We start from the raw sequence: 20,518 nt of genomic DNA on the forward strand, positions 1-20,518 counted from the left end.
CCGGTAACGTCACCGCAATGGAGCGGCGCGTCCTGGAAGCGGTCATTTATGAGCGTGAACCGCCGATTGCGCGGATCATTCTGAACCGGGTGGACAAGGCCAACACCAAGGACGCGGTGCTGGTCGGCGAGGTCGACAGTTGCCTGCACGAGGCCGACCGCGACAAGGACATCAAGGTCGTCATCCTCAAGGCCAACGGCAGGGGATTCTGCGGCGGCCACGTGGCGCGCTGGGGCCCGGACGAAAACCCGTATCCGGATTTCGGGGACACGTTCGAGGACCTCTACAAGGGCACCGCCGATCTGTTTTTGTGGCCCACGCTGTACCTGTGGGAGTTTCCCAAGCCGACCATCTCGCAAATCCACGGCTACTGCATGGGCGGTGGCATCTATCTCGGACTGCTGACCGACTTCTGCGTCGCCTCCGAGGACGCGTATTTCCAGATGCCGCTCGCCCAGAGCCTCGGCGAACCCGGCGGCCACACCATGATCGAGCCGTGGCTGCTGATGAACTGGCATCGCACCATGGACTGGCTGCTGCTGGCGCCGACCCTGACCGCGCAACAGGCGCTCGAGTGGGGCCTGCTCAACCGGGTAGTGCCGCGCGACGACCTCGAGGACACGGTTGAGGAGATGGCGCGCAAGATCGCCCAAATCCCGTTGACCACACTGATGGCGGTCAAGAACAACGTGAAGCGCGCGTGGGAACTGATGGGCATGCGGGTCCATCTTCAGGTCAGCCACATCCTGACCAACATGGTCGGCGCCGCGTCCGACGTGCAGGCGCGGCGCGCCGAGCTGATGCAGTCCGGCATGAAGCCACGCGAATTCGTCGACAAACCCGAATCGCCCGCCTAGCGGCTCATCTCACCGGCGATCTTGCGTCCGGCGGCATGGCGCGCGGCGACGTACCCGAACACCATCGAGCTGGCGATGCTCGCGCCGGCGCCGGGATAGGTCCGGCCCATCACCGTCGCGGTCGTGTTGCCGGTGGCGTACAAACCCTCGATCACCCGGTCCTGTTGGTCGAGAACCTGCGCGTGTTCGTTGGTGATGACGCCGCCGCACGTGCCGACGTCGGCCGGCAGCACCCTGGTTGCGTAGTAGGGGGCGGTGTCGAGCGGGCCGATGGCGGCGTTCGGCCGATAGCCGGGGTCGCCGAGGCAGTCGTTGTAGGCGGACTGGCCGCGGCCGAAGTCGGGATCCAGCCCCTTGGCCGAGAATTGGTTGAATCGCCGAATCGTGCGCGCCAGTTCGTCGGCGGGAAGATCGATCTGGCGGGCGAGGTCGGGGATGCTCGCCGCCCGGGTGACGGCACCGGATTCGATCAGCTCGGCCGGCAGCGGCTGGTTTCGCTTCAGGGTTTTCAGGGGGCTTGCGCTCGTGACGTATCTGCGTACGTATCCCTCGTCGAAGATCATCCAGCACGGCACCGCCTTGTTGGCGTACATCGCCTTGCCGACCTCGACGTAGGAGTTGGACTCGTTGCAGAACCGCCGCCCGGTCGAGTCGACGTAGATGGCACCGGGACGCTGGCGTCCCGAACCGAGCGAGGCGGCGACGGCGCCGCCGTTGGCGATGAAAACCGAAGGCAGCCACCAGGCCTCGTCCAGCAGGTCGGTCTTCGCGCCCAGTCGCATCGCCGCCTCGAGGACCTCGCCGGTGTCACCGGCGTTGGCGATCGACCACTTCCCCTCGTTGGGCTGGTTGCCGCTGTAGCGGCGGCGCATCTCCTCGTTGTGACCGAAACCGCCGGCGGCCAACAGGACTCCCTTGCGGGCCTCGACGGTCAGCGGCCGTCCGTCGCGGACGACGCGCACGCCGACCACCCGGCCGTCGTCGACGACCAGATCCGTCATCGCGGCTTGTGTCCACAGCGGGGGATCACCGTCGCTGAGATCGATCAGCGCCTTGAGCATCTGGGCGATCAGCGAGGCGCCGTTGGTGAGGAGCTGACGCCGCCGGGCCCGGGCGATCGCGGTGCGCAGGAATACCCGCGCCGCGACGGCGAAGGCGCGCGGTGCGCGGTTGAAATACTGGACCGACCGTAACTCGTTGGTCAGCACCACATATCCGTAGTTCTTGGCCAGCGGCGGCTGCACCTTGTCGCTCCAGTCGCCGAGCCGCGCGGCGTCGAACGGGATGCCCTCGACGGCGCGACCGGAGGCGTTGCCGCCCTTGTGGTTCGGGTAGTAGTCGCTCCAGCCCGCGCAGCGGATCAGCGCCACGCCCTTGCGGGTGAGGAAGTTGATCATTTCGAAGCCCGCGGTGAGGAACATTTCGCGTCGTTCGGGTGAGGAGGGCGCGCCGATGTCGCCGACCACGTCGGCCAGGTAGGCCAGGCCGTCCTCATGGGAGTCGGCGATGCCGTCGGCGCGCATCAACGGGTTGTTCGGCAGCCACACGATGCCGCCCGACAGCCCCGTCGAACCGCCGACCAGCGGCTGCTTTTCGATGATCAGCGGTTCGAGGCCGCAGTCCAGTGCGGCCAGCCCGGCGACCATGCCGCCCCCGCCGCTGCCCGCGATGACCAGGTCCACCGAGTGGTCCCACCGGCCGGTCATCGCGCCGCCGCGCCGAAGCCGAGGTCGACGATCGGTACGTCGATGGTGGTGTTGGTCTTTCCGATGGCGGGCAGCAGCGTGGTGTAGGGCAGCCCGGCCAGGAAGCCGTCGATGACGCGTTCGAAATTCGAGATCAGCCCCTCGATCTGATCCGACAACCGCATGAAGTCAAACCCCCTGGAATGCAAGCCCTTCTGCTGTCGGGGCAGGTTGGAGAAATCCTGGGCCGGGATGGGCGGCCACCGCGGGTCATCGGGTGCCATGGGTTCGGGAGGCGTGGGCTTGCCGGCCGACGCGTCCGCGGGATACCGGGTCAGCGACCAGATCTCGAACAGCGTCTCCTCGGGACCCAGCGGGCGGATGCGGTACGAGGAGGCGCTGCTGTAGGTGGGCAGGATGAAGTGGTGCGGGAAGGCGAATCCGATCGCGTCGGTGATCCCGCGCCGAACCAGCTCGTTGAGGTCGGGCATGGTGCTGCCGCGGGCGCGATGCCAGTTGACGACGGCGTCGTTGAGCGCGTCGCGCCACCCCGCCATCGCTGCGGCCGGGTCGGCCGGCAACTCGATGTGCTGCAGTCCTTCGGCGATGCGAATGTCGTTCTCGTGCGTCATGCCACCCATGCCGGCGCCGAGCGTGCGCATGAAATACAGGCTGCTCGCGACGACGGGATGCACTGCCGCGCAGGGCTGTCCGGTCTGCGCCGACGGCAGCAGCTGCGGATGGGTCTGCGGGACGTGGTAGCCCTCCATGAACGCCGCGGTCGCGAGTTTCCAATTCACCGGCAGCCGGCACGATTGCCACCACTCCACCCGCAGCGACTCCACCCGCCACGCGTCGTAGATCGAGGCGAACGGTTCCATCCAGTCGCGCAGTGCCGGTGCGTCGTCGTCGAGGTTGATCCACGCGCAGCCACCCCAGAGCTCGCAGCGCACCGCGACGAGTTCCAGGTCGTCGGGACGCAGGTTCTCTTCGGCGAACGCTTCGGGGCGCAGCACGAAGGTGTTGCGCCCGTCGATGCCCCAACACCAGCCGTGGAAGGGGCAGACGAACGTGCGCCGGTTGCCGTTGCCTTCCACCAGCTTCACGCCGCGATGCCGGCAGGCGTTGTGGTAGGCGCGCACGGTGTCCTGGTCGACGCGCACCACGATGATCGAGTCATCGAGGATCTCGTACTCCACGTAGTCGCCGGGTTTCGGGATCTCCTCGAGCCGGCAGGCCATCTGCCACACCCGGGGCCAAAACAGCTGCGCCTCCAGCGCGTAGAACTCCGGATCGAAGTAGCGCTGCTTGGGGATTCGATCGGCGGCCTGGACCGCCCACGGCACCGGTAGCGGCGTCCAATTCACCGCCGACCCGCGGGGGGTGTGCGGGTCGGAAATCTCGTTGCCCATTCCTATAGCCATCTCGTCATCCCTTGTCACATCACAAGATCCGCGACACCCGCCCTTGCCAATAGCGGTCGCGGATGCGTCTCTTGTAGAGCTTGCCGTTCGGGTCGCGCGGCAGGACGTCGAACTCGACGGTGCGGGGGCACTTGTACCCGGCCAGGCGGGTCCGGCAGTATTCGATGAGTTCTGCCTCCAGCTCCGGCCCGGGAAGGACACCGTCGGCCGGTTGCACGACGGCCTTGACCTCTTCGCCGAATTCGTCATTGGGGATCCCGAACACCGCCGCGTCCACCAGCTTCGGATGCATGACGAGCAGATTCTCGACCTCTTGCGGGTAGATGTTGACCCCGCCGGAGACGATCATGAACGTCGAGCGGTCGGTGAGGTACAGGTACCCGTCGGCGTCGACATAGCCCATGTCGCCGAGCGATCGCCAGCCGCGGTCGTTGGACACCGATGCGGTCTTGGCGGGGTCCTTGAAGTATTCGAAGTCCGGTCCACCCTCGAAATAGAGTTCACCGGATTGGCCGACGGGAAGCTCCCGCCCGTCCTCGCCGACCACGTGCACCGGGGCCATCGGAATGCCCACCGAACCGGGATGGTCGAGCCACTCCCGTGGCCCGATCGTCGTGCCCGCGAAACCCTCTGTGCCGCCGTAGTATTCGTGGATGATCGGGCCGAACCAGTCCATCATCCGGTGCTTCACATCGACCGGGCACGGTGCCGCCGCGTGGATGACGCACCGCAGGCTCGACACGTCGTAGCGCCGCCGGACGGCTTCGGGCAACTTGAGCATGCGCACGAACATGGTCGGGACGAACTGCGCGTGGGTCACCCGGTGGGTCTCGATCAGGCGCAACACCGCCTCGGCGTCGAATTTGGGCATGAGGACGGTCGCGGCGCCCACCCGGTTGGCCGCCATGGTGTAGTTGACGCCGGCCGCGTGATACAGCGGCGCGGGGGACAGGTACACGCTCGAGGAGTCCATTCCGTATTTGTGAATGAGCGCGAGCTCGAGCACCGACTGCGCCCAGGATCCGTTGCCGTCGGCGGGAAGCGGTCGCCGCACCGCCTTGGGCCGCCCGGTGGTCCCGGACGAATACAGCATCTCTGACCCGTCCGACACCGGTGGGGCCTCGCCGGCCGTCGCCAGCGCGTCGTCGTAGGACTGCCAGCCCGGCAGCGCGCCACCGACCGAAAAGCGGGCGACCACCGCGGCATGGGCGGCACCGATGTGCGCGGCCAGTTCGGGCATCGCGGCATCGACGAACACCGCCTTGGCGTCCGAATCGTCGATGACATAGCTGACCTCGTCGGGCAGGAAATGGGTGTTCACCGCGGTGTAGTAGAGGCCGGAAAGCTGAGCGCCCCAGGTGATCTCGAGAAACTCCGGCCGGTTGGGCAGCACCAGCGCCACGCCATCGCCGCGTCGCAACCCCGCCCCGTGCAACGCGGCGGCCACCCGCTTGCTGCGGGCATGCAGTTCGCCGAACGAGATCGTACCGCCGTCGCTGATCAGGGCCGGCGACTGTGCGGCGGCGATCGCGTGGTCGGCGATGTTCACCAGGGGCCTAAGTTGTTGCGGCGCCGTCGGTCTGGGCGGCGGCCGCGGCCTGGCGGCGGGCGTGCTCGGAGGGCAGCACCTTGTCCTTGAACACGGTCTGGATCAGCTGTTGCACGTCCTTGCTGATGGAGGCCAGCGCGACGAGGTCGTTGGAGCTCTGCCAGTGCACCCGCATGCCCATCAGTTCCCAGGCGCGTTTGAGGTTGGCCTTGGTGAGCATCAGGGTCGTCAACGGCGCCTGGGCGATGTGGCGCGCGATCGCGTCGACGCGGTCGTCGAGGTCCTCCCGCTTGACCACCTCGTTGACCAGGCCGACCTCCAGCGCCTTCCGGGCGTCGATCACCTCCGCGGTGAACAGGTAGTAGGCGGCGCGGCGCCAGTTCATGAACACCCAAGGCTCGATGGAACATTCACCCGACGGCATGCCGAAGCCCTGCAGCGGCGGGTAGGAGAAGTAGGCGTCCTCGGAGGCGATGACGATGTCGGTGGTCAGGCCCAGGTGCGTGCCGCCGCCCACGCAGTAGCCGTGCACCTGCGCGATGGTGGGCTTGGAGAACTCCCACAGGTTCAACGTCGGCTTGACGAACAGGTCCGACTGCGCCTTCCACGGGTGGCCGGTCACCATGGCGTTCTCGACGAACGACGGGTAGTCGACGGCGTTGTTGCCGATGGCGTGCCCGGAGCAGAAGCCCTTGCCGTTGGCCTTGAGCACCAGCACCTTGATGTCGTAGTCGCGGTCGGCGTCGGCCAGCGCGGCGTCGACCTCTTCGGCCAGCTTCTGGTCCTGCGCGTTGGCCTTCTCCGGCCAGTTCAACGTGACGCGGGCGATCGGGCCGTCCTTTTCGTAGATGATTCTCTCGCGGGTCTCGTTGAGATCCATCGGGCTCTACCTTTCCTCGTTAGGACGTGATGACGCCGATTTCGGCGCCGATGTCGTAGGTGGTCCCGACCTGACCCGTCCAGCGCACGGTGCCGGATGCCCCCGCTTCGATTTCCTGTTCCACCTTCTCGGTGGCGACCACATAGATCGGCGTGCCCTCCTCGACGTGTTCGCCGGCGTCGACCAGCAGGCCGGTGAGTTCGGCCTCGGACACCGCCACCGATACCCGGGGGATGCGAATGATGAAGTCAGCCATGCACCTTCGCCTTCTGACAGGTGCGCTGCGCCGCTGCGACGATGCGCGCCGGCGACGGATACACCTGTGCCTCGAGCGCGGCGGCGGCCGGGTTGGGCACGAATCGCGCGGCGACCCGCTCGATGGGTGCGGCGAGTTCGCCGAACAACTCGGTCGACAGGATCGCGGCGATTTCGGCTCCGGGACCGGCGAATTGGACGGCGTCGTGCACGATGACGGCCCGGCGGGTGCGCCGGACGGATTCGACGATGGTCCCGACGTCAAGCGGCACCAGGGTGCGCAGATCGACGACTTCGGCATCGACACCCCGCTCGGCCAGGGTGGCTGCCGCGGCAAGCGCGTCGTGCACGCAGCGTCCGTAGCCGATCAGGCTCACGTCGGTGCCGGGCCGCTTGATATCGGCCTGGCCCAGCGGGATCGAGAAGCCGGGATCGACGGGCACGAACCCCTTCTTGCTCTGCAGCCGGATTGTTTCGACGAACAGGCAGGGGTCGGGGTCGAAGATCGCCGTCGTCAACAGGCCTTTGCCGTCGCGCGGGGTGGACGGCACGATCACCTTCATCCCGGGGACGTGCATGAACCAGGCCTCCAGGCTCTGCGAATGCGTCGCACCGGTGGCCAGTCCGGCGTATACCTGGGTGCGCAGGGTGATGGGTGCCGACGTGCGCCCGGCGGTCATGAACCGCAGTTTGGCGGCGTTGTTGATCAGTTGGTCGGCGGCGATACCGATGAAGTCCATGATCATGATCTCCGCGACCGGCAGCAGCCCGTCGATGGCCGCGCCGATGGCCGCGCCCAGGATGGCGGCCTCCGAGATCGGTGTGTCCAGCACGCGTTCGTGACCGTATTTGGTCGACAACCCCGCGGTGGGACCGGACGCACCGGGATCGGCGATGTCCTCGCCGAGCAGGAACACCCGCTCGTCGGCCTCGAGTGCCTGATCCAGCGCGAGGTTGAGGGCCTCGCGCATCGTCATCTCCTGATCGGCCATGTCCTACACCGGAAACCCGATGGCCGCCGCATAGACGTCGCGGTCGAGCTCGTCGATCGATGCCGCGTCCGCGGCCAGGACGGTGCGCAGCGCGGCTTCCACCGCCGCCACCGCCTCGCTGTCGATGCGGTCCAGCTCGTCGTCGCGGCAGGCGCCCGTCTCGGCGAGGTGGCAGCGGAACCGGGGCACCGGATCGGCGGCCATGGCCGCTTCGAGTTGCTCGGCGGGGATGTAGGGCATGCGGTCGCCGAAATAGTGGCCGCGGAAGCGGAACGTCACACATTCGATGAGGGTCGGCCCGCCGCCGCTGCGCGCCCGCTGCAGCGCGTCCTCGAGCGCGGCCTGCACCGCCAGCGGGTCGTTGCCGTCGACGCGCGCCCCCGGCATCCCGTATCCGGCGGCCCGATCGGCCACCCGCTCGAGCTTCATGGTGTCGCCGGTCGGGGTCATCTCGGCGTACTGGTTGTTCTGGCACACAAAGACCACGGGCAGGTCCCACAGCGCGGCCATGTTGGCGGCTTCGTGGAAGGAGCCGGTGTTGGTGGCGCCGTCGCCGAAGCTGACCACCGTGACACGGTCTAGTCCCTTCCGTTTGGCGGCCATCGCCAGTCCCACGGCCACCGGCGGCCCGGCGCCGACGATGCCGGTCGAAAGCATCACGCCCACCTCGGGTTTGGCGATGTGCATGGTGCCGCCCTTACCCCGGCTGGCGCCGACGGTGCGGCCCATCATCTCGCCGTAGATCTCCTCGAGCGGCACTCCCTTGCCGATGAGATCGTGCAACCCACGGTAGGTGGTCACCAGCTGATCGTCGGGCCGCAGCGCGACACCCATCGCGGCGGCGATCGCCTCCTGCCCACGGGAGGGCCAGTACACGCACATGAATTCGCCGGTGCCGATCCCCTTGGACAGCCGGTCGTCGGCCGCCTTCATCAGCACCATGAGTTCGTAGAGGCGTCGCTGGATCTCGGAGTTGTCGGTCATCGCCGAACCCCGTTGCGGTGCACGATGATCGGTGCCACCGCCGTCACGCGCCCGACCATGGCTTGACCTTGAGGAAGCCGCCGCCGTCCACGCGCAGTTGCTGTCCGGTGACATAGCGGGCGGCGTCGGACGCGAGGAACAGCACCGCCTCGCTGATGTCCTCGGGTTCGACGTAGGGGATGGGCATCGCCTGCACGAACGGGAAGATCGGTTCGGCGTCCTCGCGGGTCGGCTCCTTCAGGTCGGGGCGGAAGGCGCGGTACATCGGCGGGCTGTGCAACATGTCGGTGTTGACGTTGGTCGGGTGCACCGCGTTCATCCGGATGGAAAACGGCGCCAGCGCCAGGGCGAAGTCGTTGACATAGTGCGCGGCAGCCAGTTTCGCGAAGGCGTAGCCCGCTCCGCCTGGACCGCCGTCGATGCCGGTGGTGTTCAGGGACGACATGAAGGCCGCGTTGGAACCGATGACGACGATCGACGCGCCCGCCTGCAGGTGTTTGAGGCTGGCGTGCACCAGGTTGAGCACGCCGACCAGGTCCACGTCCACCGCGTCGGCGAACGCCTTCGGGGGCAGCCCCGCGGTCAGGGGGCAGATGCCGGCGTTGGCCACCACGACGTCGAGGTGCCCGAGTTCGGCGACGCCCGCGTCGATGGCCGCCGACAGCGCGACACGGTCGCGGACGTCGGCGACCGCGGTGTACGCGCGCTGCCCCTCCTTTTCCACCAGCCGCGCCGTCTCATCCAGGTCCTCGGGGCGCGCCAGGGGATACTCGTTGGTGTCGATGTCGGCGCAGATGTCCACGGCGATGACGTCCGCACCTTCGGCGGCCAGCATCCGCGCGTGTGAACGGCCCTGCCCGCGCGCGGCCCCGCTGATCACGGCCACCTTGCCCGTCACCCTGCCCATCGCCCGTCCTTCGTCCGTGTCTACACCACGACCCGCGTTGGCGCCCAACGCCGTTCGTCGACATCACTGAAGCTGAAGCGGGAACCTTGCGACCGCTCACCCGCCCGCGCCGCGGGACGGCGCGCGGTCACCGCGGCGGGCGTCGCAACGAGACCTTCGGTCGGCTGCATCGCATCTCTTCCCCGAAAAACCGCGCTGACCTGCAGATGGGCTATCACTACGACCAAGACTAGCTAGAATATCTAAAATAGCAAGGAATGGCCGCGACGAGGGGGTTGGCGATGTCTGACGTGCACGGCGGGGTCCTGCGCGGGGTGCGGGTCGTCGAGCTGGCGTCCTGGACCTATGTGCCCTCGGCCGGGGCCGCGCTGGCGGACTGGGGTGCCGACGTCATCAAGGTCGAAGGCGTCGCCTCCGGTGACCCCGGACGGGCGCTGGTGGTCGGCGGGTTCACCCGGCAAGCGGCCCGTCCGGATGCCGACTTCATTCTCGAACTGGGCAACCGCGGCAAGCGCAGCATCGCCATCGACGTCAAATCGGAAACGGGTCGCGAGTTGTTCGGCCGGCTATTGGCCAGTGCCGATGTGTTCTTGACCAATTGGTTGCCCGGCGCGCTCGAACGGGCCCGGCTGACCGTCGAGGACGTCCGCTCGTTCAACCCGAACATCATCATCGCGCGCGGCACCGGCCTGGGCGTCCGCGGCCCCGATCGCGACCGCGGCGGCTTCGACGCCGCAACCTATCTGGCGCGCGGCGGGGTCGCCTACACGCTGACACCCTTCGGCAGCGAGACGCCGGCGGTCCAGGGGCCCGGTTTCGGTGACCTGCAGGGCGGGGCGACGCTGGCCGGCGGCGTCTGCGCCGCGCTGTTCCACCGGGAACGTACGGGCGAACCGACGATCGTCGACTCTTCGCTGCTGGCGCAGGCGATGTGGTCGATAGCGCCATCCATCTGCGCGGCCGACTTCTTCGACATCGACGGGATCCCCGGTGCGCCGCCCGGCCTGGCCATCAACCCGTTGGTCAACCGGTACAAGACGAAAGACGGCAGGTGGATCCAGCTGGTGTTCTTGCAGCCGGACAAATTCTGGGCGGGCTTCTGCCGGCGCATCGGGCTGGCGGAACTGGCCGACGATGACCGATTCGTGCCGTCGGCCAACCTGATCGCCAATGCGGCCGCCGCGACCGAGCTGCTGGCGAATACGTTTGCCGGCCATGACCTCGCGCACTGGCAGGCGGTGCTCGCGGACGAACCCGGCGTGTGGGGTGCGCTGGCGACTCCGCGGGAAACCCTCAACGACCCGCAGGTCGAACCCAACGGCTATGTGGTGACGAACGTCGACGACCGCGGGGAGAAGTACCGAATCGTCGCGGCCCCAGTGCAATTCAACGAGACGCCACCGTCTCCGGCGCGCGCCCCCGAACACGGCCAGCACACCGAGGAGATTCTGCTGGAGCTCGGCATCGGCTGGGACGACATCGCCAAGGCGAAGGAGTCCAAGGCGATTCTGTAGGTGGCCCGGTCGGTCGCTAATTGTGCTGTTTCACAGCCGGTTTCGATACCACGGGTCGCGAATTTCGCGATGAGCAACCGATCCCGAAACGGTCACAGCCGGGTATCAATGTCAGTGGTGGACTGGCACAACGCGACGGATCCGCAAATCATTGCACAGGGCGCCTTTTGGGGATTTGCGGCCGCGACGACGCGCACGGATTCCTGCCGCTATGCGAGTAGCGGTTTCACCAGGGCGCAGCAGGAGGTATCAACAGCATGACGACGAACTGGGTTCCCGCCCAAACTTCGTGCGGCCCGAACTCCGGCCGCATTCTCGACACCGCGCGGGGCATCCTCATCGGTCTTCGCCGGTGTCCGTCCGACGCCGCACTGGACGAGTTGCACAGCGCGGCAATCCGGCACAAGGTACCGGTATTCGCGATGGCGTGGGCATTGGTCCACCTGGCGGGTGACGGCGAGAAGACCCCGAGCTTCGTCGACGCCCAGTCCGCGGCCCGCCGCGAATGGGGCGCGCTGTTCAAATCCCGCGCGCTTACCTGCTGAGCGCGCACCAAGACGTTGGGGCGGCCGAGCTTTCGAGGGGTAACCCGGCCGCCTCCAACCACAAAAACATCGGCCCGAAAGCGCGTTCGGAGGGTGGCGCCCTCGGGCTGCGGCTGCAGTGGCCGACGCGGACGAGGGGGTTGCGGCGCCCACGGATGAGCCGTGCCGCGAGCGGTCCGGCCCCGATCCGGGCTACGTGATCACCCTGCTCCGCTGAGCCGGCGTCGAGTGCGAGAATTCTCGTCGTGTCCGCAATCGAGCGTGGGCGGCCGACGGGTCCCGGGCCCAGGCTGCACCGTCCGCGCGGTCCACTGGCCGACCACATCGAATTCTTCGGGCATTGGCTGCACCGCGGCAGCAGCTACCGGAGCCGGGCGCTGCCACGCGGCGCCGTGACGGTCGTCTTCGACGTCGGCCCCCGGCAGCGGCTGGACTTCTATGCCGCGGACGGCACGACCGAAGAGCGTGTTCCGCCCGCGTTCCTCACCGGACCGCAGAACGTGTCCTATGTGTCGGACATCGCGGCCGACGAGCCCGTCATGGCCATCCATTTCCGGCCCGGTGGCGCTTTTCCGTTTCTGGGCATGTCGCTGGGTGACTTGGCCGGCGCGCCCGTCGGCGTCGACGAGATCTGGGGTGGTGCGGGACGCGAATTGCACGAGCGCCTGATCGAGGCGCCGTCGATCCCGGCCAGGTTCGCCCTGCTCGAGCGATTCATGCTCTCGCGGATGGGCTCGTCGAGACAGCCGAGCCTGGGCGCCGCGTTGGCGGCCATCGAGGCCGATCCCTCGGTGCGGTTGGCCGAACTCCGCCGCCTGACGGGATTGTCGAGCAAGCGGCTCGTCGCGCTGTTTCGCGCCGAGGTGGGTTTGGCGCCAAAGGAATTCGCCCGTGCTCGCCGATTCCAGGCGGCGCTGAGGCGACTGGGCGAGGACGCCGGCGGCGGCGCCCGCATCGCGGCCGACCTGGGCTACTTCGACCAATCCCATCTGGTGCGGGAGTTTCGCGCGTTCAGTGGAATGACGCCGACGTCCTACCGGCGGCGGCGAATCCTGTTGCCGAGCCACGTTCCGTTCGAGCGGCGCAAAAATCCAAGACCGCCCGGTTCGGGGCGCAGATGATGACCACATGGAGGAAACCAGACAAGCCGTAGCGGACACCGGATTTCTGGTCGCTGCGATGCGCGCCGAGGAGTGCAAGCGCCCGGACCGGCTCTTCACCGACCCGTTCGCCGACCGCCTGGCCGGCGCGGAAGGTCGCGCGTTGCTCGCCCGGGCCGCCGCAGAGACGGGCGCGTCCTCGCCGCAGATCGCCATCCGCACGCGGTTCTGGGACGAGGCATTGCAGAAGGCGGAGTCGGACGGCATTGCGCAGGTGGTGATCCTCGGGGCGGGCATGGATGCGCGTGCTTACCGGCTGCCGTGGCGCCCCGCCACCACCGTCTACGAAGTCGACCAGCCGCAGGTGATCAGAATCAAGGATCAACGGCTCGCCGGTGAGCGTCCCCGCTGCCGTCGCGTCCCGGTGGGCGTCGACCTGGCTGACGACTGGCCGAAAGCCCTGATCTGTGAAGGGTTTTCCTCGGACACCCCGGCCGCGTGGCTGGTCGAAGGCCTGCTGCAGTACCTCGACGCCGCCGACGTCGACGTCTTGTTCGCCCGAATAGATGCGTTGTCCGCGCCGGGTTCGCGTGTCTGCTACGACCTGGTCGGCGCGGCGCTGCTGGAGGCGGACTTCATGCAACCCACCCTCGGGTACATGCGGCGCAGCGGCGCGCCGTGGACGTTCGGCACCGACGCGCCGGCCACCCTGATCGAGCGGCACGGCTGGATGGCGGAGGTCACCGACGTCGCCGAGCCCGGCGCGAGGTGGAATCGCTGGGATCATCCGGCCGTCCCGCTGAAGGTGCCCGGCGTACCGCGCGGCTACTTCGTCGAGGCGACGAAGTCCTAGCGCGACAGCGGCGGGCTATTTGGGCGGCGGCAGCTCACGCGGACCGTCGGGCGGGCCCAATTCCGGCGGACCGTCTCGCTTCGTCAGCGCCCGCCGCCGGTCGCGATCCGCGGGCGGGACCGACAGGCGCTCGGCGTCAGGGGCGGACCGTCCCGGCAGGGACGCGCCCGACCCGCGCCCGGACACCCGGCGCTGCGCCCGCTCGGCGGGGTGGTGTCGCGATGAGGTGACGAATTCCGCCCGGCCCGAGGGTGTTTCGGTGTCGGCGGGGTGATCGGACAGCCGGGTGTCGGAGGCCTCAGAGCTGATCGCCACCTTGCGGGTGCGCTTGAGGGTGAACGTGATCTCTTCGGTTTCCTCGAGGACGCCTTCGAACACCTGGCGCGCGGTGCGTAGCGGCTGGGTGGTGGTGTCGATCACCTTGGCCACGAACGGCGGCACCAGCGGGCGGATCCAGCGGGCGGCGGCCTTGGTGGCGTCCGGAATCGACGGGATCAACGGCGCATGGCGTTCTTGGTGTTGCTCGACCGCGCCGCCCCACGGCTCCGGCGCGGGCAGGTGCTCCGGAAGGTCGGTCTCGGGACCGGCCAAGCCGGCGGCGGGCTCCGGCGTGGGCAGTCGGGTGATGGCCCTGCTGGCCGCCTCGGCTTCGGCGGCGATCGGCAGGTACACGTCGTCGTCGCCCGGCTCGAACTCGCGCTGCGACGGCGCGTGCACCGGAGCATCCAGGGCTTCGGAAACCCGCCGGCGTTGCTGCTCACGGTCGATCTGGGTCTGCGCCTCGACGGCAAGCCGGGCCTGTGTCAATTGGTGCTCGGCCCACAGGATTTCGGCCTCCCGCCGCACCTCGGCCCGTTTGATCGCGATGGCGGTGTCCGCGTCGAGTTCGGCGCGTTCGCGCTCGGCCCGCGAGGTGGTGCGGCGATCGTGCGTGGTCTCACCACGCCAGCACCCCAGGATCAGCGGCGCCAGGTAGAGCAACACGCAGGCCCCGATCGTCAACAGCCGCAGGCTCATCGCCCCGGCGTCGGCCGCGGTGAGGTCGTTCATCGCCACCCAGCGCGCGCCCAGGCCGCGGTCGGCGTCCGCCGCGACACCGTCCCGCGCGTCACGCAGCGCCAGCTCCTGTCGCGAGATCGTGGCGTCCAGCCCCGGCGCGCGGCCGTCGCGCGCGGCGAGGGCGGTGTCCAATTCGTGCTGGGCATCGCCGAGAAGCTCGTTGGCCGTGCGTGTTTCGGGCCCGGCACCGGGATCGCCGGTGATCCGGGTCTGCGGGCAGCCGGGGGTGGGGTGGTATTCGCAGCGGGCGACGACCAAGGCCTTGTCCTGACGGTCGCGGGCCGCCGCGACGGTGTTGTCGAGTGCCGTGCGGGCGTCCCTGGTCTGCTGCAGGGCCGCCGCTGCCCGCGCCACGGCCGGGGCCGATTCGGCGTGGCGCAACGCCCGTTCGTCGAGCCGGTGGGCGATCGAGCTGGACAGCAGAACGAGCGCCGCGAGTTCACCGACCACGACGCCGACCGCCGCCGCCACCGCGACGCGTCCAATGACACCAGCGCGACTCCGGCCGGGCCCCGGAATGGTGGCGCGGCCGATGGCGCCGACCAGCACACCGAAGACCAAGGTGGCGGGCACCACCGCCGGCAGCGGCCAGGGGGTCGAGCCGGTGACCGCGAGCGTCGCGACCAGCCAGGCCAGCATCGCACCGGACAGCGTGACGGCGCCGGCGACCGCATGAGCGGACCGTTCGTGACGCTCGCCCAGCTCGCGCCGGTGCCCGCCGCCGAGCCAGATGAGCATCCCCGCCGCCCGGGCCAGGCCCGATGGCTGCTCGATCACTTCTTGGGGCATAAGACTGAAAACACCTCCACCATCAAGCCTCGCAGGCCACCGCCCGACACTTCGAATCGAAGCGCCCCGCCTGTGGCGCGCTTCACAGATCCGCGGAACCGACGCGGATCGCCGGCCGCGCATCGCTCGCACCCGCCGGTCCAACGCGGGGGCACCTGACGCGGAATTCCTGCGACGCGAGCAGATCAGCGACCGTTCTGGCAGGTGACATGAGACGGTATAAGCCTATGACGAATCACGATTATGTCACCTACGAGGAGTTCGGCCGCAGGTTCTTCGAGGTCGCCGTCACTCCCGAGCGTGTCGCCGCGGCGTTCGCCGACATCGCCGGCAGCGAGTTCGCCATGGAGCCGATCGCGCAGGGGCCGGGCGGGATCGCCAAGGTCAGCGCCAACGTCAAGATTCAGGAGCCCCGGGTCACGCGCCGGCTGGGCGACACCATCACCTTCGTCATCCACATCCCGCTGTCCATCGATCTGCTGATCGATTTATGGCTCGACAAGCCGCGTTTCGTGGTTTCCGGAGACATTCAGTTGCGGGCCACGGCGCGCGCGGCAGAACCGCTGCTGCTGATCGTCGACGTGGCCAAACCGCGGCCGTCCGACATCACCGTCAATGTCTCGTCGAACTCGATCCGCGGCGAGGTGCTGCGCATCCTGGCGGGCGTGGACGGTGAGATTCGGCGTTTCATCGCCCAGTACGTCGCCGCCGAGATCGACGCGCCCCAGTCGCAGGCGGCGCAAATCATCGACGTGGCCCAGCAGCTGGAGCAGGCCTGGCCCTGACCGGCCGAGCCCACGAATACGCCCGAGGCCGTCGGGGTACCCAGTCAGGGTTGTGCGTCGGTCGCCGGTGGGCGACGGCGCTGCCGATCGCCAGGGGAGGAAGACGTTGGCTCGCGTAGATGTGTCGGTGTCGTCGCAGGTGGAACCGGAAGCGGCGTGGAAGCTGGCGTCCGACCTGGACCGATTCGACGAGTGGATGACGATTTTCGCCGGGTGGCGCGGGCCGGTGCCCGACACCATCGAGAAGGGCACCTGCGTCTCGTCGTGTGTCAAGGTCAAGGGTTTCCGCAACGTGATCCACTGGGAGGTCACCCGCTACGACGAGCCGAAAGCGATTGAGCTGCAGGGCCGCGGCCGCGGCGGTATCCGCCTCACGGTGGCGATGACCGTCACCGACAATCATCCCGGATCGACGTTCCACCTCACCGCCGACCTCGGTGGCGGTCTGCTCAGCGGGCCGGTCGGGGGACTGGTCGCCCGGGTGCTGCGGTCCGACGTGCAGAAATCCGTCAACAACCTGGCTACCCTGCAATAACCGGCCCCGCGGGGTCCGCCGCTAGCGCGCGGGGTGGCTGATCATCCAATGGCGCTCGGCGTCGCGAATTCGCCTGCGGTCCATGGCAAGCCACGACAAACCGGCGCCGAAGGCGAGCATCGCGACGATCGCGGCGGCAACCCCGGCGCCGGCCTGCCCCAGAGCGAAGTTGGCCACACATGCGACGAACGCCAACGCGGCCGCCGCGACCACCAGCAGCCCGGGCGTTTGCCGCGACCCACCCGTGTGCGGGTCAGCGGTCCGACCATGGTCGACAGGGTGGTGCCTCATGGCGTCTCCTCTGCTGTCACTTGGAGTTTCGGCCCGATCTCTTGGAGCTACCCAACGGGCTGTCGGGACAAACGACTTGGCGGAGGTGACGCGCGATACGCCTAGAGCGTCTGGTGGCGGCCGAAGTACTTGTGGTCTTCGCTGTAGCCGCCATAACCGCTACCGATGTCGTGGTAGTCGGCGACGAACTCGATGCCCTTGATCCACTTCACCAGCTTGAAGCCGTGCTGCAATTCGTTGCGCAGCCGCAGCGGCCTACCGTGCATGTAGGGCAGCTGCTGGTCGTTCATGTTGTAGGCCAGCATCGTCATGTGGTGGTCCATCTGGCCGATGTGATGGGCGTTGTAATAGATGCCGCCCGTGGCGCCCAGACCCATCGAATAAAAGACCGCCCACTTCGCTTCCGGGAGCGGTTTGACGATGTCCATGATCGTCTTCATCTGCACGCCACCCCATTTGGCGACGCCCGACCACGCCTGAATGCAGAAGTGCTGGCTGATCTGCTCGTGATAGGGCAGCGCCATCAAGTCCTCGAGGGAGAACTCCATCGGGTGCTCGACCAGTCCGTAGACCTTGAGACGCCAGTCCTTGAAGTCGTCTCGCTCCAGTTCCTTGTACTCGACGGTCTCGGGCAGGCGCCCGTTACGCCAGTGGTGCGGCGAGATGTCCTTCTCGGTGAAGGCGCCGGGCTTGGGGTCCAACTGCTCGAGCATCCGTTGGAAGGGACCCACCAGCGCGTAGCCGACCCGCTGCACCACGCGCGGGTGGCGAATGGTGAAGGGAGTGGCCCAAACCCACGCGATCGCGGTCAGCACCATGGCCGCGGCGAAGATGCCGAAGCCGACCCAGCTGTTGTCGTCGCGCGAAGCGAACATGTGGTTGAGGTTTCGCAGTGCCTCGGTGGTCAGAACCATGGTGACGTGCACCAGGATGAAGAACAGGAAATAGACCAGCACCACGAAATGCAGGGACCGCGCGTGCTGAATGCTCAGCCGCTTGCTGAGCCAGTGGACCCGCTGGGACAGCGCGGGCGACATTCCCAGACCGGTGATCAGCGCGGCCGGGGCGGCGATGAACACGGTGGTGAAGTACGACAGCAGCTGCAGGCCGTTGTAGGCGACCCAGCCGTTATCGGTGGGCCAGTCCAGCGACAGGTACTGAATGGCCACCGACGCCGCGTTGGGGAAGACGTCCCAGCTGGTCGGCACGATGTGGCGCCATTGTCCGGTGGCGAACAGCAGCACGTAGAAGACGGCCCCGTTGACCAGCCACAGGACGTCGACGCCCAGATGCCACCAGCGGGCCAGGCCGATGGAGTGCCGGAACCCGGGCAGCCCCAATTGCGGTGGCAACGCGACGGTGTCGGCGTTGGCGGTCCACAGCTCGTCGTCCGGAACGGACGGACCGACCCGCAGCCACTCGTCCTTGCCCGGGGTGGCGTTGCGGCTGAAGTAGAGCCGGGGATGGTCGCAGAGGATCTGGATCCCCGTCCTGATGATGAACATCATCATGAAGAGGTTGAAGAAGTGCGTCCAGCCGATCCAGGCGGGCAGTCCCGGGGGGATGCCGGCGCTGTCCGAGCCGGGGTAGCGGTGGATGAACGACTGCACCGCCGGCATGTTGTGCAAGCCTTTGCCGACCGCGATCCCGGCGATCAGCACGGCAAAGCCGATGGGGATCAACCAGAGCAGGTTGAACCATCGGTCGCGGCCGACGCGCAGTTTGGGGGCGGTGGCCCGCCTGGTGAGATCGAAGCCGCCACCGTAATGCTCCACATCGATGACGTCTTCGGCGGTGTGTATCTCGTTGCGGTAGTCCGGGATGGACGTCAGCGGCGTGCCCACTGCCAGGGTCGATACCGAGCCGCCCTGCGCTGCCCGCCCTCCACCGGTCCCCGCGGAATCAACGGTGTTGGTCACGCGGCCGAAATTACACGAACGCACCTGGATTAATTGGAGTCAATCGGGAACGAAGGCTCTGGTCGCGGCCCGGATCAGGGCGGCGGAACTCCGATGCGCGCGTCGAGCGCGCAAAATCCGGCCGGGCCTCGACGGCGTTAGCCGCACCTACCCACGAAAATGCCGATTTTGAGCCGCAGATACGAACCGATGAGTTTTGCTGTGAGTGTGCGCATAATGTGCTGCCAACACGCTAAGCGGGGTCGCGCGGCAGCAGCCGGCGCACCGGTCGGGTCTCGATGGCGTTGACCGTCAACGCCCGGCGGGCGATCCGCCAACCCGCCTGCGTCAACGCGTATTCGTCGTCGTAGCGCAGGTGCCATGCCACGTCCAGCAGCTCGTCGTCGCGCTGGTTCCAGTGGTGCGCGACGCACGCGATGCGCCCGCGGGCGGTGCCGGGTGTCCCGGCCGCATCGTACACCTCACCGACGATCGCGTGCTCGGTGCGCACGACCGTGGCGACGGCCGCGACCGCCGTGCCGATGGCGTCCCGGCCGCGATGCGTTTGCCTCGGCCGCAGATCGGCGGGCGGTGCCGGCACCAGCAGCTCGGCGTCGACAGTGAAAAGCTCTGCCACGGCGGCGAATTCGCGGTCGTCGACGTGCGCCGCGTACCGGTGCACCAGATCGCTCAGGGCAGCCCGGTGATCGGCGGAAAGCGTCATGAGCTCAATGACAACCGTTGCGCGCAGGCCGACAACAGATCCTTGGCCTGCTCAATGTCGGTGGTCGGCGGCATGGCCAGCACCAGCCGGTCGGCCCCCTGGTCGGCGAGGGCGGCCGCGCGCTCGGCATCGACCTTGGTGACCGAATGGCCCAGCGACACTTCGAGTGCCGCCGGGTCGCGGCCCGCCGACGACGCCTCGTCGCGCATCAGCGCAAGCAACGACGCGAGTTGCGGACCGGTCACCCCGAGCGGCTGGAAGCCGTCGCCGAGGCGTCCGGCGCGGCGCGCGGCCGCTCGGCTGTGCCCACCGATGTGAATTGGGAGACGTTCGCCCGCAACGGGTTTCGGGTAGCTCATGACGTTCTCGAAGTTGAAGAACTCGCCCGCGAAAGATACCCCCTCGGGCCGCTGCGCCCACAACGCGCGCAGGACGGCCAGCTGCTCGTCGGCCCGCCGGCCCCGGCTGTCGAACTCCACGCCGCAGGCGGCCAGCTCTTCGGAGAGCCAGCCCACCCCGGCGCACAGGTGCAGCCGGCCGCCCGACAGGGCGTCGACGGTGGCGGCCCGCTTGGCCAGCACCACCGGGTGGTGATTGGGCAGCACCAACACGCCGGTGGCCAGCCCCAGGCTGCTGGTGTGGCCGGCCAGAAAGGCAAGCAGGTCAAGGGGATCCGGGATGGGGCAGTCTGCCGCCAGGCCGACGCGTCCCGAACTGTCGTAGGGATAGACGCTGTCGTAGCGGGTGAGCAGGACGGTGTGCTCGACAACGACGATCGATTCGAACCCGCAGGCCTCCAGATGGCGCGCGAAGGCCACCATCCAGTCGGGGTCCGCAGTGACACCGTCGGCGACCGGGGCCACCACCGAGACCTTCATGGTTTTCGAAGCTA

The 20,518-nt window shown here is 68.0% G+C and carries 20 protein-coding genes; 7 read left to right on the forward strand and 13 right to left on the reverse strand.

Annotated features, from left to right (window positions below):
- Window positions 1-17 precede the first annotated feature (17 nt).
- Window positions 18-857 carry an enoyl-CoA hydratase-related protein gene (locus tag A5622_RS19620; RefSeq protein ID WP_066880685.1) on the forward strand — a complete coding sequence of 280 codons (840 nt, stop codon included), beginning with the start codon at window positions 18-20 and terminating at the stop codon, window positions 855-857.
- On the opposite strand, the gene A5622_RS19625 is transcribed toward A5622_RS19620, so the two are convergent.
- The 8 genes from A5622_RS19625 to A5622_RS19660 form a co-directional block, all read right to left on the reverse strand.
- A complete protein-coding gene (locus A5622_RS19625; RefSeq protein ID WP_066880687.1) occupies window positions 854-2,563 on the reverse strand; it encodes an FAD-binding protein in 1,710 nt (569 codons plus the stop codon). The genes A5622_RS19620 and A5622_RS19625 overlap by 4 nt on opposite strands.
- Window positions 2,560-3,909 carry an aromatic ring-hydroxylating dioxygenase subunit alpha gene (locus A5622_RS19630; RefSeq protein ID WP_231998007.1) on the reverse strand — a complete coding sequence of 450 codons (1,350 nt, stop codon included), beginning with the start codon at window positions 3,907-3,909 and terminating at the stop codon, window positions 2,560-2,562. The genes A5622_RS19625 and A5622_RS19630 overlap by 4 nt, the downstream gene beginning before the upstream one ends.
- Window positions 3,910-3,985: 76 nt before the next feature.
- Complete coding sequence (locus tag A5622_RS19635) at window positions 3,986-5,515, reverse strand: acyl-CoA synthetase (protein ID WP_066880689.1); 1,530 nt, start codon at window positions 5,513-5,515, stop codon at window positions 3,986-3,988.
- A gap of 7 nt (window positions 5,516-5,522) precedes the next feature.
- The gene (locus A5622_RS19640) at window positions 5,523-6,395 is read right to left on the reverse strand and encodes an enoyl-CoA hydratase-related protein (RefSeq protein ID WP_066861372.1); all 873 of its coding nucleotides are present in this window, start codon (window positions 6,393-6,395) and stop codon (window positions 5,523-5,525) included.
- A gap of 19 nt (window positions 6,396-6,414) precedes the next feature.
- Window positions 6,415-6,651: a biotin/lipoyl-containing protein gene (locus tag A5622_RS19645; protein ID WP_066880693.1), complete on the reverse strand. Its 237-nt coding sequence runs from the start codon at window positions 6,649-6,651 to the stop codon at window positions 6,415-6,417.
- Window positions 6,644-7,642, reverse strand: a complete 999-nt coding sequence (locus tag A5622_RS19650; protein ID WP_066880695.1) for an alpha-ketoacid dehydrogenase subunit beta — start codon at window positions 7,640-7,642, stop codon at window positions 6,644-6,646. Before A5622_RS19650 ends, A5622_RS19645 begins: the two co-directional genes overlap by 8 nt.
- Window positions 7,643-7,645: 3 nt before the next feature.
- Window positions 7,646-8,626: a thiamine pyrophosphate-dependent dehydrogenase E1 component subunit alpha gene (locus A5622_RS19655; RefSeq protein ID WP_066880697.1), complete on the reverse strand. Its 981-nt coding sequence runs from the start codon at window positions 8,624-8,626 to the stop codon at window positions 7,646-7,648.
- A gap of 43 nt (window positions 8,627-8,669) precedes the next feature.
- The gene (locus A5622_RS19660) at window positions 8,670-9,533 is read right to left on the reverse strand and encodes a mycofactocin-coupled SDR family oxidoreductase (protein WP_066880699.1); all 864 of its coding nucleotides are present in this window, start codon (window positions 9,531-9,533) and stop codon (window positions 8,670-8,672) included.
- A 257-nt stretch (window positions 9,534-9,790) separates the two neighbouring features.
- On the opposite strand from A5622_RS19660, the gene A5622_RS19665 reads away from it, so the two are divergent.
- From A5622_RS19665 to A5622_RS19680, 4 genes are all read left to right on the forward strand, one after another.
- The gene (locus tag A5622_RS19665) at window positions 9,791-11,047 is read left to right on the forward strand and encodes a CaiB/BaiF CoA transferase family protein (protein ID WP_369829248.1); all 1,257 of its coding nucleotides are present in this window, start codon (window positions 9,791-9,793) and stop codon (window positions 11,045-11,047) included.
- 257 nt (window positions 11,048-11,304) lie between these two features.
- The gene (locus A5622_RS19670; RefSeq protein WP_066861389.1) at window positions 11,305-11,592 is read left to right on the forward strand and encodes an ANTAR domain-containing protein; all 288 of its coding nucleotides are present in this window, start codon (window positions 11,305-11,307) and stop codon (window positions 11,590-11,592) included.
- A gap of 245 nt (window positions 11,593-11,837) precedes the next feature.
- Complete coding sequence (locus A5622_RS19675) at window positions 11,838-12,713, forward strand: AraC family transcriptional regulator (protein ID WP_231998232.1); 876 nt, start codon at window positions 11,838-11,840, stop codon at window positions 12,711-12,713.
- 7 nt (window positions 12,714-12,720) lie between these two features.
- A complete protein-coding gene (locus tag A5622_RS19680) occupies window positions 12,721-13,545 on the forward strand; it encodes an SAM-dependent methyltransferase (protein ID WP_066880703.1) in 825 nt (274 codons plus the stop codon).
- A 15-nt stretch (window positions 13,546-13,560) separates the two neighbouring features.
- Here A5622_RS19680 and A5622_RS19685 read toward each other — a convergent pair whose 3' ends face one another.
- Complete coding sequence (locus tag A5622_RS19685) at window positions 13,561-15,393, reverse strand: DUF4407 domain-containing protein (RefSeq protein ID WP_066880705.1); 1,833 nt, start codon at window positions 15,391-15,393, stop codon at window positions 13,561-13,563.
- A 227-nt stretch (window positions 15,394-15,620) separates the two neighbouring features.
- On the opposite strand from A5622_RS19685, the gene A5622_RS19690 reads away from it, so the two are divergent.
- Window positions 15,621-16,178 (forward strand): hypothetical protein, encoded by a 558-nt coding sequence (locus tag A5622_RS19690; protein ID WP_066880707.1) that lies wholly within the window; start codon window positions 15,621-15,623, stop codon window positions 16,176-16,178.
- Window positions 16,179-16,284: 106 nt separating this feature from the next.
- Complete coding sequence (locus A5622_RS19695) at window positions 16,285-16,713, forward strand: SRPBCC family protein (RefSeq protein ID WP_197498191.1); 429 nt, start codon at window positions 16,285-16,287, stop codon at window positions 16,711-16,713.
- A 21-nt stretch (window positions 16,714-16,734) separates the two neighbouring features.
- On the opposite strand, the gene A5622_RS19700 is transcribed toward A5622_RS19695, so the two are convergent.
- The 4 genes from A5622_RS19700 to A5622_RS19715 form a co-directional block, all read right to left on the reverse strand.
- Window positions 16,735-17,004, reverse strand: coding sequence for a hypothetical protein (locus A5622_RS19700; protein WP_066880709.1), 270 nt, complete (start codon window positions 17,002-17,004; stop codon window positions 16,735-16,737).
- A 101-nt stretch (window positions 17,005-17,105) separates the two neighbouring features.
- Window positions 17,106-18,848, reverse strand: coding sequence for a molybdopterin-dependent oxidoreductase (locus tag A5622_RS19705; RefSeq protein WP_066880711.1), 1,743 nt, complete (start codon window positions 18,846-18,848; stop codon window positions 17,106-17,108).
- Between the two features lie 307 nt (window positions 18,849-19,155).
- Window positions 19,156-19,626: a nuclear transport factor 2 family protein gene (locus A5622_RS19710; protein WP_066880713.1), complete on the reverse strand. Its 471-nt coding sequence runs from the start codon at window positions 19,624-19,626 to the stop codon at window positions 19,156-19,158.
- A complete protein-coding gene (locus tag A5622_RS19715; RefSeq protein WP_066880715.1) occupies window positions 19,623-20,504 on the reverse strand; it encodes an LLM class F420-dependent oxidoreductase in 882 nt (293 codons plus the stop codon). Before A5622_RS19715 ends, A5622_RS19710 begins: the two co-directional genes overlap by 4 nt.
- Window positions 20,505-20,518: the final 14 nt, after the last annotated feature.

It is taken from the genome of Mycobacterium sp. 1245801.1 (genome assembly GCF_001673055.1).
In the GTDB taxonomy this organism is placed as follows: Bacteria; Actinomycetota; Actinomycetes; order Mycobacteriales; family Mycobacteriaceae; genus Mycobacterium; species Mycobacterium europaeum_A.